Annotated in this window: 12 protein-coding genes; 5 read left to right on the forward strand and 7 right to left on the reverse strand. The window is 59.5% G+C overall.

All coding sequences use genetic code 11. The annotated features are described in order from the left end of the window. Window positions 1-46 precede the first annotated feature (46 nt). The 4 genes from recG to Q4577_RS13475 form a co-directional block, all read right to left on the reverse strand. Complete coding sequence (gene recG / locus Q4577_RS13460; RefSeq protein WP_303467840.1) at window positions 47-2,137, reverse strand: ATP-dependent DNA helicase RecG; 2,091 nt, start codon at window positions 2,135-2,137, stop codon at window positions 47-49. Continuing rightward, window positions 2,134-4,257 carry an NAD-dependent DNA ligase LigA gene (gene ligA / locus Q4577_RS13465; protein ID WP_303467841.1) on the reverse strand — a complete coding sequence of 708 codons (2,124 nt, stop codon included), beginning with the start codon at window positions 4,255-4,257 and terminating at the stop codon, window positions 2,134-2,136. Before ligA ends, recG begins: the two co-directional genes overlap by 4 nt. Before the next feature lie 72 nt (window positions 4,258-4,329). Beyond that, window positions 4,330-5,049, reverse strand: a complete 720-nt coding sequence (gene ctrA / locus Q4577_RS13470) for a response regulator transcription factor CtrA (protein WP_244690101.1) — start codon at window positions 5,047-5,049, stop codon at window positions 4,330-4,332. 93 nt (window positions 5,050-5,142) lie between these two features. Then, entirely contained in the window at window positions 5,143-5,421 is a 279-nt protein-coding gene (locus tag Q4577_RS13475) for a DUF1153 domain-containing protein (protein ID WP_244690103.1), read from the reverse strand. A gap of 122 nt (window positions 5,422-5,543) precedes the next feature. Here Q4577_RS13475 and mnmA point away from each other — a divergent pair, with 122 nt between their 5' ends. Continuing rightward, complete coding sequence (mnmA, locus tag Q4577_RS13480; RefSeq protein ID WP_303467842.1) at window positions 5,544-6,689, forward strand: tRNA 2-thiouridine(34) synthase MnmA; 1,146 nt, start codon at window positions 5,544-5,546, stop codon at window positions 6,687-6,689. A gap of 80 nt (window positions 6,690-6,769) precedes the next feature. On the opposite strand, the gene Q4577_RS13485 is transcribed toward mnmA, so the two are convergent. Together Q4577_RS13485 and Q4577_RS13490 are read right to left on the reverse strand one after the other, a co-directional pair. Next, entirely contained in the window at window positions 6,770-7,501 is a 732-nt protein-coding gene (locus Q4577_RS13485) for a DUF3445 domain-containing protein (RefSeq protein WP_303467843.1), read from the reverse strand. A 43-nt stretch (window positions 7,502-7,544) separates the two neighbouring features. Next, window positions 7,545-8,717, reverse strand: a complete 1,173-nt coding sequence (locus Q4577_RS13490; protein WP_244690413.1) for a glycerophosphodiester phosphodiesterase family protein — start codon at window positions 8,715-8,717, stop codon at window positions 7,545-7,547. Between the two features lie 573 nt (window positions 8,718-9,290). On the opposite strand from Q4577_RS13490, the gene Q4577_RS13495 reads away from it, so the two are divergent. Next, complete coding sequence (locus Q4577_RS13495; RefSeq protein ID WP_303467844.1) at window positions 9,291-10,505, forward strand: alpha/beta fold hydrolase; 1,215 nt, start codon at window positions 9,291-9,293, stop codon at window positions 10,503-10,505. Between the two features lie 210 nt (window positions 10,506-10,715). Here Q4577_RS13495 and Q4577_RS13500 read toward each other — a convergent pair whose 3' ends face one another. Further along, window positions 10,716-11,870, reverse strand: a complete 1,155-nt coding sequence (locus Q4577_RS13500; RefSeq protein ID WP_303467846.1) for a sugar-transfer associated ATP-grasp domain-containing protein — start codon at window positions 11,868-11,870, stop codon at window positions 10,716-10,718. 196 nt (window positions 11,871-12,066) lie between these two features. On the opposite strand from Q4577_RS13500, the gene purB reads away from it, so the two are divergent. From purB to Q4577_RS13515, 3 genes are all read left to right on the forward strand, one after another. Next, entirely contained in the window at window positions 12,067-13,374 is a 1,308-nt protein-coding gene (purB, locus tag Q4577_RS13505; RefSeq protein ID WP_303467847.1) for an adenylosuccinate lyase, read from the forward strand. A gap of 152 nt (window positions 13,375-13,526) precedes the next feature. Further along, entirely contained in the window at window positions 13,527-13,682 is a 156-nt protein-coding gene (locus tag Q4577_RS13510) for a hypothetical protein (protein ID WP_244690113.1), read from the forward strand. A 103-nt stretch (window positions 13,683-13,785) separates the two neighbouring features. Next, on the forward strand, window positions 13,786-14,910 hold the full coding sequence (locus Q4577_RS13515; protein ID WP_303467849.1) for a flagellar motor switch protein FliG: 1,125 nt from the start codon (window positions 13,786-13,788) through the stop codon (window positions 14,908-14,910). Window positions 14,911-15,015: the final 105 nt, after the last annotated feature.

Consider the following 15,015-nt stretch of genomic DNA (forward strand, 5'->3'; position numbering starts at 1 on the left):
AAAGAACTTTCTGAGAACATTTGAGAACAAAAATGGAATTTAGACACTAACCCACTGAAATCAAACGGATCGCCTCGTCCTGGCGCATCAACCAAAGCAGAACGCGCGCCGCCCGACCACGGTCAGAGGTCAAAGCCGGGTCACTGGTCAACAAGGCCCGCGCATCCATTTGCGCCACTTCCATCAACCCCGCCTGGCTTTCCAAATCGGCCACGCGGAATTTTGGCAGCCCCGATTGCGCCGTGCCGATCACATCCCCCGCGCCGCGCATCTCCAGATCGGTTTCCGCAATCACAAAACCGTCTTCTGTATTGCGCAACGTTTCCAATCGCTTGCGGCCATTTTCACTTAGCGGTGGTTGATACATCAGCAAACAGGTCGAGGCCTGATCGCCCCGCCCCACCCGGCCGCGCAATTGGTGCAACTGCGCCAGACCGAAAATCTCGGCCCGTTCGATCACCATGATCGTGGCATTCGGCACGTTCACCCCAACCTCGATCACCGTGGTCGCGACCAAAACCGACGTTTCACCGGATTGAAACCGCGCCATGGCGGCGTCTTTGTCGGCGGGCGGCATCTGGCCATGTACAAGACCAACCCGCCCTTCCCCCAAGACGGCGCGCAGACGCTTGAACCGCTCTTCTGCGGCAATCAGGTCCGACACCTCGCTTTCGCCAACCAAGGGGCAAACCCAATAGACCTGTTTACCGCCCTCCGCCGCGGCGCGGATACGGCCCACGACCTCATCCAGCCGATCTGTGGACACCAGCGCCGTGGTGATCGGTTTCCGCCCCGGTGGTTTTTCATCCAACACCGACACGTCCATGTCGCCGTATTGCGCCAGGGCAAGACTGCGCGGGATGGGCGTCGCCGTCATCACCAACACATCCGCCGTCCGACCCTTGGCACCCAAGGCCAGCCGTTGGCGCACGCCAAACCGATGTTGTTCATCGACAATCGCCAGCCGCAAATCCGCGAATTCCACGTCATCCTGAAACACCGCATGGGTGCCAACCAGAACCTGAATGTCGCCGCGTTTCAATGCCGCCAATTTGGCGGCCCGGTCCGCGCCCTTGTCGCGCCCGGTCAGCAGCTCCAGCACCACTCCGGCGCTTTCGGCCAGCGGCTGCAACCCCTCCATATGCTGACGTGCGAGGATCTCGGTTGGGGCCATCATCACCCCCTGCCCGCCAGCCTCGGCCGCGATCAACAGCGCCATGAACGCCACCAGCGTCTTGCCCGATCCGACATCGCCCTGCAAAAGCCGGTTCATCCGCTCAGATTGCGCCATATCCGCAGAAATTTCAGCGATTGCGCGGGTTTGCGCACCGGTCGGCGCATAAGGCAGGTATTGCAGCACCTGGGATTGCAGAACCTGTGTGCCAACCGTCGCCCGCCCCTTGCTGCGACGTCGGTTTTGCCGCGCAAGGGCCAGAGTCACCTGATGGGCCAGCAACTCGTCATAGGCCAGCCGTTGACGCGCCGGATGGCTGGGCGACAATCCTGTGGCATCTTCGGGGGCATGCGCCGCCGTCAGGGCATCGCGCCAATTCGGCCAGGCCTCTCGTGCCAAAAGCGTCGGCTCAATCCATTCTGCAAGCTCCGGCGCGCGGCTCAGCGCACCATGCGCCGCCTTGTGCATCACCTTCTGTGTCACCCCCGCCACCAACGGGTAAACCGGTTCAAATTCAGGAATATCCCCGGCCTCGGACAGCGGCAGAATATGGTCGGGATGCACCATATTGGCGATACCGTCGAACAATTCGACCCTGCCCGACACCATCCGCCGTTGGCCCGTCGGCAGAATTTTCTTCAGGTAATCGCCACGCGCATGGAAAAACACCAGCTGAAAACTGGTTTGCGCGTCCTGTACATTCACGCGATAGGCCCCCGACCGATTGCGCGGCTCAAGATGGCGCCCAACTTCGACCTCTACCGTGACGACCCCGGGCAATTCCGCGCCCTGTACGCTGTCACGTCGACGCCGGTCGATGCCGGTATGCGGCAGCGTGAACAGCACATCGCGCGGCGCCTCAATCGCCAGGGCGGCCAGGGATTTTGCCGTCTTCGGCCCCACCCCCGGCAGGGTTTCCAGCCCCGCAAACAGCGGAAAAAGCGGCTCTGGCCGGGTGCTCATGCGGCGCCAATCAGGGCCAGCCAGCCATCTTCATCCAGCATGTCGATGCCCAGTTCGGCGGCTTTCTTGCCCTTGGACCCCGCGCCGGGACCGGCCACCACCAGATCGGTTTTTGCCGACACCGAGCCGGAAACCTTGGCCCCTAGGGCCTCTGCCCGGGCCTTGGCCTCGGCCCGCGTCATCTTTTCAAGCGACCCGGTGAACACGATGGTCATGCCCGCGACCGGGCTGCCGTCCACCTTTGGTTTGGCCGCGTCCTGGATGTTCAGCGCCTGCACCAAACGATCAATCGCTGCATATTCGCCCTCTTGCCCAAAGGCGGCAACCAGGGACGACGCCAACACCGCACCAACCCCATCAACCGCCAACAGGTCATCCCACGCCGGGCCTTCCTGGGGTTGCGCGTCGCGCATCGCCTGATCAAATGCGGCCCAGGACCCGTAATGACCGGCCAAAAGATTTGATACTTGTTCGCCGACATGGCGAATGCCAAGGCCAAAAATCACCCGTCCCAACGGGATTTTGCGCCGTTCTTCAATTGCGTCAAACAGCTTTCGGGCGGATTTTTCGCCCCAGCCTTCGCGGTTCTTCAGCTGTTGAAGCCCCTGACCGTAACGGTCCTCCAGCGTAAAAATATCCGCCGGTTCCGCGATCCAACCATCGCGGCAGAATTGCTCGACCTGCTTGGCCCCAAGACCTTCGATATCGAACGCGGCCCGCGATACAAAATGCTTCAACTTTTCAATTTGTTGTGCCGGACAGATCAATCCGCCGGTACAGCGGCGCGCCGCGTCACCGGATTCGCGCAGAGCTTCGCTGTTGCACTCCGGGCAAACCGTCGGAAATTCATATGCGATTGAATCCTCCGGGCGCTTTGACAGATCGACATCCGCTATTTTGGGTATCACATCACCGGCGCGGTACACCTGAACCCAATCGCCTTCGCGAATGTCCTTGGCGGCGCCAGCGTCGTCCGGGCGGATGACCGCCCCCCGGCTGTCGAGGCCTGCAATGTAATCTTCGTTGTGAAGTGTCGCGTTCGACACCACGACACCGCCCACGGTCACCGGCGTCAGCCGCGCAACCGGGCTTAACGTGCCGGTGCGGCCGACCTGAATGTCGATTTTCTCGAGCCGGGTCCAGGCCAGTTCGGCAGGGAATTTATGTGCAATCGCCCAACGCGGCGTTGTCGAGCGAAACCCAAGCCGCGCCTGAAGGTCGAGCCGATCAACCTTGTAGACGACCCCGTCAATATCATAGCCCAAAGTGGCGCGCCGGGTTTCAATGTCGCGATATTGCGCCAGCATCTCAGCAGGTGTTTCACACCGCTTGGTCAACTCATTGGTTTGAAATCCGAATTCCCGCAGACGTTTGATCGCCCCCATTTGCGTATCGGCCAGGGCTTCGCTCAGCGCGCCCCAGGCATAGGCAAAAAACGCCAGCGGTCGGTCGCGGGTGATCTCTGCATCCAGCTGGCGCAAGGACCCGGCGGCGGCATTTCGGGGATTGGCAAACGTTTTGCCGCCGCGCGCGGTTTGCCGCGCGTTCAGCGCTTCAAAATCCGGGTGGCTCATATAGACCTCGCCGCGCACCTCAAGGATGTCGGGCGCATCTGCGATCTCGGTCGGAATGTCGGAAATCGTGCGGGCATTGGCCGTAACGTCTTCGCCGGTTTCCCCATCGCCACGCGTCGCCGCCGTGACCAGCCTGCCCTGTTCATATCGCAGAGAAAGCGACAGCCCATCAATTTTGGGTTCAGCGGTATAGGCAAGCTGCTCTTGCGCGGGCCAGTTGAGGTATCGCCGAATTCCAAGGTCGAATTCCGCCACATCTTCGTCGGAAAACGCATTGCCAAGGCTCATCATGCGGACCTGATGTGCCACTTTGGCAAAACCCTCGGCAATCGGCGCGCCAACGGTCTTGGCCTGAGTGGCCAGAGCTTCCAGCTGCGGGAAGAGCTCGATCAGCTCCAGATATCTGCGCTTTGCCGAATCAAACTCAGCATCCGAGATCGAAGGCGCATCCTGGGAGTGGTATTCCCGATTGGCGGCCCAAAGCGCCGCCTGCAACTCAAAAAACTCTTCGCGCGCCGCGTCCTCTGACAAGTCCGGATTTACCATGCCACGCCTCCTGATCACTTCGACCCAAGTGATAAGGCGCGCAAAACAAAGGGTCCAGACGCTAGTTCAGATCTATGCGCCGATGGCCAGCCGGTCCCCGCCATCCAACTCTTGTGGTGCAGGATCACGCAAGACATAGCCCCGGCCCCACACCGTTTCGATATGACTTTCGCCGCCCGTCGCATTGCTTAACTTTTTACGCAACTTGCAGATGAATACATCAATGATCTTCAGTTCAGGCTCATCCATACCGCCATAGAGATGATTGAGGAACATTTCCTTGGTCAGGGTCGTTCCCTTGCGCAGGCTAAGCAGTTCCAGCATTTGGTATTCTTTGCCCGTCAGATGCACAGGGCGTCCGCCGACCTCGACAGTTTTGGCATCCAGATCAACCGAAATCTGTCCAGTATGGATAATGGATTGCGAATGACCTTTGGACCGGCGGATAATCGCATGGATCCGCGCAACCAGCTCTTCGCGATGAAACGGCTTGGTCAGGTAGTCATCCGCGCCAAATCCAAATCCCTTGAGCTTGCTCTCGGTATCATCGGTCCCCGACAGAATCAGGATCGGGGTTTCGATCCGCGCCAGACGCAGCTGGCGCAGCACTTCATGGCCATTCATGTCCGGAAGACCCAGGTCCAGCAGGATCAAATCATAATCGTACAACTTGGCCAGATCGATCCCTTCCTCGCCAAGGTCGGTGCAATACACATTGAGATTCGCATGAGTCAGCATCAGCTCAATGCTTTTTGCCGTCGTGGGATCGTCTTCAACCAGCAATACGCGCATGGATAATCTCCGCTGAATGGTACATTTCTATTTAACCTGAACAACAAAGGTTAACTACCGGTTACCGTATCAGGGGAAAAACAAGAACACAACTCAAGGTTGTCTATATTTCTGCAATGCGGTTGTTTTCAATGCATCTTCGCCATGTTGCGATACCGCCGTCACCCATTCGCGGAATTCATCCGCAGAGATTGCATAGAGTTTTTGCGCATCTTCCTGAGTAATCAACCCATAAAGCACCCCCCGCACCACAGCCGCCTTGCGCGAGGCGACCCAGCGGCGTGTGCGATCAGACGGCAGATCCGCACGTGTCATCACCGTCCCATCCGGCAACGTCACGGCCCGTGGCCCTTCTACCTTTTTCAGATACATGTCTTCCTCGTCCGCTTGTTTGCATCAAAGATGGGCAATGTTACTTAACCAGGCGTGAAGGCCCCCCTTGAGAGTATTTAGGATTTTCATATATTCTCGCGGACTTCTCGAAGGGGATTCGCATGACGACCGTCACCAAGGAAAAACTGAACTCGCTGGGGTTTGCCAAACCGCCCAGTGAAACCCGTGTGGTTGTCGCCATGTCGGGCGGTGTGGATTCTTCGGTGGTGGCGGCGGAATTGGCGCGCGAAGGCTATGATGTCGTCGGCATCACCCTGCAGCTCTATGATCACGGCGCGGCGCTGGCGAAAAAGGGCGCATGCTGTGCCGGGCGCGATATTCATGATGCCCGCCGCGTGGCCGAGGAAATGGGCTTTCCGCATTACGTGCTGGACTATGAAAACGTGTTTCGCGATGCGGTGATGGATGAATTCGCCGAGAGCTATCTGGGTGGCGCGACGCCGGTGCCCTGTATCCGCTGCAACGAGCGGGTGAAATTCAAGGATCTGCTGGGCACCGCCAAGGATCTTGATGCCGATTGCATGGCCACCGGGCATTATATCCAGCGCAAGATGGGCGAAACCCGGGCAGAATTGCACAGCGCCGCCGACGGCAACCGGGACCAAAGCTATTTTCTGTTCTCGACCACCCAGGAACAACTGGATTACCTGCGCTTTCCGCTGGGCCATCTGGCCAGCAAGGCCGACACCCGCGCCCTTGCCGCCAAACACGGGCTGAGCGTCGCCGACAAACCCGACAGCCAGGACATCTGTTTTGTGCCGGACGGCGATTATGCCAAAGTGATCGAAAAGCTGCGCCCCGGATCGGCGGAACCGGGCGAGATCGTGCATGCCGATGGCCGGGTGTTGGGCACGCATAACGGCGTGATCCATTATACCATTGGTCAACGCCGGGGTCTGGGCATCGGCGGGCTGAGCGAGCCGCTTTACGTGGTAAAGCTGGATGTCGAGGCAAAACGGGTGATTGTCGGGCCAAAAGAGATGCTGTCGACCCGGACCATTCCGGTGCGCGAAATCAACTGGCTTGGGGATGGAAACTTTGCCGACAGTGCGGAACGTGACATCATGGTGCGGGTCCGGTCGACACGCCCGCCACGCGAAGCCATCCTTCGGCCGATTTCCGACACCGAGGCCGAGGTGGAGCTGCTGACACCAGAAGAAGGTGTGTCGCCCGGACAGGCCTGTGTGTTTTACGCAACCGAAGGCACGCGTGTTCTGGGCGGCGGCTGGATCTGGCGCGGACATTAACGCTCTTTCAGCCCTTGCGGCCAGTCATCGTCTGGCCTGTCTTTCTTTGGCGAAGACACCTGCAAAGGTGGATGAGCGGCCTATTTATCCTGCGGGGCTGCCACCACATAAGTGTGGATTGAAAACAGCACGGCATCGGTTTCCGGCAGGCGCAGAATGCTCTGCCGTTCCGACCGCAGGAAGGGCGCGCAATCGACCGTTTCCGGCGCGCGACGGTCGCTCTCTGAACGCGGCTGATACAAAGCCGGATCGTGATAGGGCAACAGGTTGAACCGCCACAACGGCCGCCCCGCCTTCACCCCGTCAAACAATCGTTGCACCCGCCGGGCCATGACATCGTCATAGGGCGCCACCGGCGTGTGAATGGCCCGCAACGGCCGCATGAATTTCTCGGCCAGCATCCAACTGGCCGGAAAACACAGACAGGCCCCGGTCAGCACATGTTCCGCGCCGCGCTTTTCCATCAGGCAGATATCTTCCTGAATCAAATGACATAATGTCTCAAGCGGTCGGGCGCGATCAATGCTCACCACGCGGCCATCCGGGCAAGTGACCGCCGTCTCAGAAACCCGAAACATTGGCATTCCGGCCATTTGCGCCAAGACAAGCGCCAGCGCCTCTTGCGCCGCGGGCAGCGCCGAACGATCAAGCCGCAGGACCGCATCGCCCCGCTCCGCCAATATTGCGATCCGCGCCGCCATTTGGCCGGCATAGGCATCATCAACCTGCACCCAATCCGCCATGTCCAACGGCAAAACGCCCGGCAACGGGCGTTGAGACAGATCAAATGGAATATGAGACTGCAGGATCATGGGCCGGAACATGATCGTTCCGGCCCATGAATTGCAAAGGGTTTTATTCAATACCCATGCAGTTTGCGTAATAAGTCACAGTCGCAGGCCAGTCAGAGAAGATACCAGCAACACCAGCTTCTTCATGCAGGGCATTGACGATGGTGAAATAATCGCCATCGGTGTCCACCGCGTCCTTGACCGATTGGAAATACCAGCCACCGCCGGTTGTCAGCGGGCCAGAGCGTTCCAGCGACCATGTGATGATCTTCAGACCGGCCTCTTGCGCGGCTTTGGTGTATTCCGACGCAACCATGTTGCCCTCGGCGTCCAGCGTCAGCAGCATCCACAGCGGCGGCGCAACATAGTTCACGCCCATGTCGGCCAGTTCCTGCATGGTTGGCTTGAACGTGGCGCGATCCATCGGATCAATCAGACCTTCGTCTTCGTCTTCGGCTTCGTAACGGTCATCCAGATAAACCGCCTGGGCGCCAAATTCCGGCTCGTTTTCGATCCAGTATTTCACAACCGACAGATTGAAGCTCTGGGCCCAGACGTCGGACGCAGGCACGCCGGCGGCTTTGTATTCGTCGATCATCTTCTGGGCGTAATCGTCCATGGTGAAGCCGTCGAAAGGCATCTCAACCGAAGGATCTTTCAGCTCGGGGGTGAATTTCGCACCCAGCGATTTGAAAAGCTCGATCGATTCGGCATGGGTCAGCAGCGTGCCATCCTCAACCGAATACAGATCGGTGCGCCAGTTGGCGGTGCCGTCCATGTAACCGGCGACATCGGTGGCCGAAGAATTGGCCGCATCCATCTTGCCGGTCAAAGTTTCAAACTCGGCCAATGTGATGTCGGATGTGCGGCACTCGGCCGTGGCTTTGGTATCGCCGGAGGCGGGCGAAAACGGCGTGGTGCATTTCGCGCCAAGCTCTGTCGCCAGAATGTTGGTGGTGGTGTGCAGGTCGTTTTGCGCGTGACGGCAGACAAGTTCCTTGTCCGCGGTAAAGGCGACGTCACATTCCAGAATGCCTGCGCCCATACGTGCGGCGGCCATGTTGGATTCGACTGTGTGCTCGGGGAATTGCAGCGGCGCGCCACGGTGACCGACCGAAAACAGCGAAGGTTTTGCGGTCTGGCCCTGGCAGGACATCAATTTGTCCTTCAGCGCGCCCTCTTCCATCCGGTCGATCAGATAGAACGGACGTGGGCCATAAGATGTGCCTTCAGACATGGCGTGGCCGCCGGCAAAGGCGGGGTTGAGGCTGGCAGCGCCACACAGAAGTGCAGCCGAAATAGTAAGACGTTGCATAGGTCCCTCCGGGAATTTTTGACTTGGTGTCTGGGCGGACAGGAAGGTGCCAAGGCGAAAAACATGTGACGCAACAGTGAAAGTTTTCCAACATTCATAGCGCGTTGCACGGATACGCCCGATTTGCGCACCGATGCGCCCGCCACATGAGCCCGGAAACCCGAGGCCAGGTTGCAAATGAAAACGTCAGGGTTCCCCGCACATGCAGCGCCATCAATGACGGGCAGAGATCAGGGCCAGCGACAACAACGGCCCTGCGCCGGTCTTGGAGCCTCGCCCCCGGCCAACGTCCCTCTTGGAATTCCAGCCGTTTCGCACGGCAATCTTTACACCGCAGCAAAAACCGAACAAGCATCGGAAAAGCTTCTTGCGCAAATCGCGCCGCCTCCCGCGGGCTCACACCCCTGTGACGTGGCTGACATGATCATGGAACTGCGGTCCATGACGGCTTAGTCTGTATGAGGCCCCACAAAACGAAGCAGAAAGAACGCTCAGATGCCCACCGAACGATTTTCCTTTACCGGCCATTCCGGCGACACGCTGGCCGCGCGGCTGGACCTGCCGGATGGGCCGCATCTGGCGACGGCACTGTTTGCACATTGCTTTACCTGCTCAAAGGACATCCCCGCAGCACGGCGTATTTCCAGCCGGTTGGCGGCCATGGGCATCGCGGTGCTGCGGTTTGATTTCACCGGATTGGGCCATTCCGAAGGAGAATTCTGTAACACCACGTTTTCCAGCAATGTCGGCGATCTTGAAGCCGCCTGTGCCGCCCTGACCGACCGGGGCATGGCACCGGGGCTGTTGATCGGACATTCACTGGGCGGCGCGGCGGTTTTGCGCGCGGCTGGAAACATGAGCGGGATCAAGGCGGTGGCCACCCTTGGCGCGCCGTTTGATCCCAAACACGTGACCCATAACTTTGCCGGGGCGCTGGACGACATTGCCCAAAAGGGCAAGGCACATGTGATGTTGGGCGGGCGGTCGATCGAAATCGGGCGCGACTTTGTCGAAGATGTTTCGGCGCAGAACCTCGAACCGGTGATCGCCAATCTGCACAAGGCGCTGTTGGTGTTACATGCGCCGCTGGACGATGTGGTGGGGATCGACAATGCGGCCAATATCTTTTTGGCGGCCAAACACCCCAAGAGCTTTGTCACGCTGGACAATGCCGACCATCTGATTTCGCGGCCACGGGACGCCGAATATGCCGCCGAGGTGATCGCCGCCTGGGCGGGTCGGTATCTTGATCTTGCGCCGCCTGCCCCACCGCCCGGTGCCCCCGAAGGCATCGTGCGCGTCGCCGAGGCCGATCCGGCCGGGTTCCTGCAGGATATCAATGATGGCCCCTGGCATCACGTCCTTGCGGATGAGCCGAAGGCCTATGGTGGCAGCAACCGCGGCATGTCGCCGTATGGCTTTCTGGCGGCCGGGCTTGGGGCCTGTACCTCGATGACCATTCGCATGTACGCCCGCCGCAAAGGCTGGCCTCTGGAACATGTCAGCGTCGATGTCAGCCATGACAAGATGCATGCCCAGGATGCCGGCACCGGTGTCGAGACCAAGATCGACTTTTTTCGCCGTGTGATCCGGCTTGAGGGCGGTCTGAGCCCGGAGCAACGCGACCGATTGATGGAAATTGCCGACAAATGCCCGGTGCATCAGACAATGGAGCGCACATCAAAGGTGATCACCGAGCTGGCAGTTTAGCAAAGCTGTCGGTTTCCGGCCTCACCTGCGAAGACCGAGGGCCAGCCCCAAGGCCATAAAACCGGTGGGCCAGCCCCACTGGCAAAGTACGGGGGGCCAGCCCCCCGGGCCCCCCGGGATATTTTTGGTCAGATGAAAGATGGCCTGCGGAACCGGCGACACCGGGCTGTGCTGTGGCCAGTTTTTTGGCCAGAGCGGTTCTGCGCCGGATTATTGCCAGACGATTTTGCTGCCCCAGGAGCGGAACAACTGCCGCACTTTTGGGGTCATGAACCCTTTGCCGCTGGCATATTGCGGCAAGGTGAAGGACGAGCCTGCATTGACCTCGATCACCACCGGGCCGGTATCGGTAAGGGCAATGTCGGTGCTTTGATAGCGTAGCGGCGCATGCAGTTTTGCCACCCGTTCATTGATCGCCCGCAGGTCTTTCCAATGTGGCAGATGCTGGCCGATGATCTCTTGTCCGGTCTCCGGGTGCACATCCAGATGGCGCAGTTCCGGGCCGTCCGATTGCACCAGTGTCAGGATTTCGCCGGTGTCGGGGTCAATGTTGCACAGCATGTTGCCGTCGCGCCAGAAGTTGTCAGCCTGATTGCGCTGCGAGGGCAGTTTCAGCACCGCCGCCGGCACATAGACGCCATCGCCATCCAGCATGTTGACCACCCGGACGGTCGCGGTTGTATCGGTGTAGCCGCGCAGAAAGGCGCAATTCTGCACGAACTTCTGTAGAATGAATGCATGATCGCCGATGATCTGGTCATAGAAATGTTCGTATGACATGTCGCCGTGGTCGCGCAGTTGCAGGCCTTCGGCATCGGCGCTCAAAATGGTAAACACCCCAACCGACCCCAGGCCGCGCATGTTCTTGCCAAACAAGGGCATATCAACGCCGCCACACAGCGCCGCGCGCAGCGCCGCAGGCCCGTCCAGCGGTGACGACCCATGATAGGCCCGCCCGCTGCGATCAATCACCCCAAGCGTTTCCGGCACCGGCAGCCCATCCGTTTCGAGCAATTTGGCCGACAGCCATTTGTCTTCGGTCACGCCAAACCAATGCAGGTCGTTGACCTCGTGGATGATCAGATTCTGCAAAAGCCAGGAGACAAATTCGCCGCGCGCCGTTTCATCATGGGCCGCGTGATCATAGAGCCGGAACTTGACGTATTCATCCAATTCGATCTTCTGTTTGCCCTTGCGGTATTTTGACGCCTCGATCCCGATACCAAAGGCCCCACGCCCAGAGGCCCGCGCCGCATGCGCGATCAGCTCTGTCTTGTTGAATTGGTGTTTGGCCTTGTACTGCGACTGATCCTGCTCGACCAAGGCGCCGTGTTTCAATCCTGCATTCAAAGTCGCGTCGGACATACCCCGATCCCTTTTAACCACTGCCGTTGATTGATCTCAATTGCGCAACAATGGGGCGAAAATTTGGCCCGTCGTCGCAGTATCCGTGAAAATTCTAACGATCTGATCGAAATGCCACGGCCCTTGTTCCCCTCGCCCCTTGGGCGTAAGACCACGGCCAAACCGCCGAATTCCTCCTGAACAAAGGACCGCCTGCATGATCCCCCGTTATTCCCGCCCCGAAATGACCGCCATCTGGGACCCCGCCACCAAGTTCCGCATCTGGTACGAGATCGAGGCACATGCCTGTGACGCCATGGCGAAACTGGGCGTAATTCCGCAGGAAAACGCCGATGCGGTCTGGAAAGCCAAAGACGTGGAATTCGATGTCGCGCGGATTGACGAGATCGAAGCCGTAACCAAACATGACGTCATCGCCTTTTTGACCCATCTGGCGGAACATGTCGGCAGCGAAGAAGCCCGGTTTGTGCATCAGGGCATGACCTCGTCCGATGTGCTGGACACAACCACCAACGTGCAATTGGTGCGTGCCGCCGATCTTTTGATGGTTGGCGTTGACCGGCTTCTCGCCGCCTTGAAGACCCGCGCGATGGAGCACAAGAACACCGTGCGCGTTGGCCGGTCGCATGGCATTCACGCAGAACCCACCACCATGGGTCTGACCTTTGCCCGGTTTTACGCCGAAATGGACCGCAACAAGGCCCGGCTTTTGAATGCGCGCGACGAAATCGCCACCGGTGCGATTTCCGGCGCGGTTGGCACATTTGCCAATATCGATCCGGCGGTCGAGGAACATGTCTGCGAACAGCTTGGCCTGCGCCCCGAACCGATCAGCACCCAGGTGATCCCGCGCGACCGCCATGCCATGTTCTTTGCCACCTTGGGCGTGATCGCCAGCAGCATCGAAAACATTGCGGTCGAAGTCCGTCACATGCAGCGCACCGAGGTGTTGGAAGGTGCGGAATTCTTCTCGATGGGGCAAAAAGGCTCGTCCGCGATGCCGCACAAGAAGAACCCGGTTCTGACCGAAAACCTGACCGGTCTGGCGCGTCTGGTGCGGATGGCCGTGGTGCCGGCGATGGAAAACGTCGCGCTTTGGCACGAGCGCGATATCTCGCATTCTTCGGTCGAACGCGCCATTGGCCCGGACGCCACCGTCACGCTTGATTTTGCCCTGCACCGCATGGCCGGCGTGATCGAGAAAATGCTGATTTTCCCCGAAAACATGTTGGCCAACATGAACAAATTCCCCGGATTGGTGATGTCGCAACGGGTGCTTTTGGCGTTGACCCAGGCCGGTGTGTCACGCGAAGACGCCTATTCGATGGTGCAGCGCAATGCGTTGAAGGTCTGGGAAGACCAGGTTGATTTCCAGGAACAGCTTTTGGCCGATGATGCAGTGGTTGCCGCGCTGGGCGTGGATGGCATCAAAGAGAAGTTCGACATGGGGTATCACACCAAACATGTCGACACGATCTTTGCGCGCGTATTTGGCACGGAATAACCTTAGCGCCCATCGCGTAAAACGGTTCGAAAGGCCCGGCAATCTTGCCGGGTCTTTTTTGTGGCGCGCGCCTGATTTTGCGCGAATCCCGTGTCGTGGTATCCTTGTGGCATTGGCAGATGCGATCTGCCGCCGCAAAAGGGAGACGTCCAATGATCCGAACCGCACTCTATGCGATCGCATTGCTGTTGGTGCCCACGGTCAGCCTGGCCACCGGATGTGAAGACCAGCATCAGGCGATGTCCTGTGCCGAAGGCAGCACATGGGATGCCGCCACCCGATCCTGTGTCGAACAGGTGACCAGCTAGGTCCGGACACCCCGTTTCATCGGGCCAGTTCATCGGGCCAGATTTCAGAGTTTGTTCACCTATTCAACGTACTGCTGACATGCAGAACACCGGAGTATCAGGGATGAACCAACTCGCGACATTGCCCGGCCTGCCGTCGATGATGCCATCGGCAGGCGGGCAACCCAACGGCAGCGGACAGGCACACAACGGCGCGGGCGGCAAGGTGCTGACATCGCGTGCGGCCGCGCTGACGCGCAAACAAAAGGCCGCGATCATCGTGCGGCTGCTGGTCAACGAGGGGGCCGAGGTCCAGTTGGCCGAATTGCCAGACAGTCTTCAGGCCGATTTGACCCAGCAAATGGGCAAGATGCGCTATGTCGACCGTGCGACACTGGCCGATGTGGTCAGCGAATTTGCGGATGAGCTGGAATCCATTGGTCTGCATTTTTCCGGCGGCATTGCCGGGGCGCTTTCGGCGCTGGACGGAAAAATCTCGCCCCAGACCGCCGCCCGCCTCCGCAAGGAGGCCGGGGTGCGCCAGACCGGCGATCCCTGGGGCGTGATCCGCCCGTTGCCCGTGGAACGTTTGCTGGATTTCATCACGTCGGAAAGCACAGAGGTCGCGGCGGTGCTGCTGTCAAAGCTCGACACCGCCAAGGCCGCGGAAATCCTGTCGAAACTGCCCGGTCCGCTGGCGCGGCGCATCACCTATGCGGTATCATTGACCGCCAATGTCACACCAGAAGCGGTGGACAGGATCGGGTTGTCGCTGGCCACGCAGCTGGACCGCGACCCTGTGCGCGCCTTCAAATCGGAACCGGTGGCGCGGGTTGGTGCGATCCTGAACAACTCCCCCGCTGCGACGCGGGATGAATTGCTGTCCGCCCTTGAAAAAGAGGACGAGGTCTTTGCCGACAAGGTGCGCAAGGCCATCTTTACCTTTGAAAACATCAGCGATCGGATCGACGCGGGCGATGTGCCAACCATCATGCGCGAGGTCGATGCCGACACCGCCGCCCGTGCCCTGGCCGGCGCACAGAAAAATGGTCTCGACGAAGTCGTCGAATTTCTTTTGGGCAACATGTCCCGACGTATGGCCGACAATCTGCGCGATGAAATGGCCGATGTCGGCACGCAAAAGACCAAGGACATCGACGCCGCCATGAGCGAGGTTGTGGCAGCGATCCGTCGTCTGGCGGATGCAGGCGACATTGCCTTTGTTGTCGACGACGAAGAGGAGGGCTGATCAGGGTGATCGCCCCCCCCGGGCACCTGCCCCAGTGCGGCCCCCAGTGCGACGTTGCCGCCGGGGAAACACAAAGGCCCGGGCGATGGATGGACAGTGCCGGAA

This window comes from Marinovum sp. 2_MG-2023 (genome assembly GCF_030548265.1).
GTDB lineage: Bacteria > Pseudomonadota > Alphaproteobacteria > Rhodobacterales > Rhodobacteraceae > Marinovum.

Bases quoted from the DNA above. Each gene is read 5' to 3' on its own strand.
- recG (WP_303467840.1), bottom strand. From the start codon at position 2,137: ATGAGCACCCGGCCAGAGCCGCTTTTTCCGCTGTTTGCGGGGCTGGAA.
- ligA (WP_303467841.1), bottom strand. From the start codon at position 4,257: ATGGTAAATCCGGACTTGTCAGAGGACGCGGCGCGCGAAGAGTTTTTT.
- ctrA (WP_244690101.1), bottom strand. From the start codon at position 5,049: ATGCGCGTATTGCTGGTTGAAGACGATCCCACGACGGCAAAAAGCATT.
- Q4577_RS13475 (WP_244690103.1), bottom strand. From the start codon at position 5,421: ATGTATCTGAAAAAGGTAGAAGGGCCACGGGCCGTGACGTTGCCGGAT.
- mnmA (WP_303467842.1), top strand. From the start codon at position 5,544: ATGACGACCGTCACCAAGGAAAAACTGAACTCGCTGGGGTTTGCCAAA.
- Q4577_RS13485 (WP_303467843.1), bottom strand. From the start codon at position 7,501: ATGATCCTGCAGTCTCATATTCCATTTGATCTGTCTCAACGCCCGTTG.
- Q4577_RS13490 (WP_244690413.1), bottom strand. From the start codon at position 8,717: ATGTCTGAAGGCACATCTTATGGCCCACGTCCGTTCTATCTGATCGAC.
- Q4577_RS13495 (WP_303467844.1), top strand. From the start codon at position 9,291: ATGCCCACCGAACGATTTTCCTTTACCGGCCATTCCGGCGACACGCTG.
- Q4577_RS13500 (WP_303467846.1), bottom strand. From the start codon at position 11,870: ATGTCCGACGCGACTTTGAATGCAGGATTGAAACACGGCGCCTTGGTC.
- purB (WP_303467847.1), top strand. From the start codon at position 12,067: ATGATCCCCCGTTATTCCCGCCCCGAAATGACCGCCATCTGGGACCCC.
- Q4577_RS13510 (WP_244690113.1), top strand. From the start codon at position 13,527: ATGATCCGAACCGCACTCTATGCGATCGCATTGCTGTTGGTGCCCACG.
- Q4577_RS13515 (WP_303467849.1), top strand. From the start codon at position 13,786: ATGAACCAACTCGCGACATTGCCCGGCCTGCCGTCGATGATGCCATCG.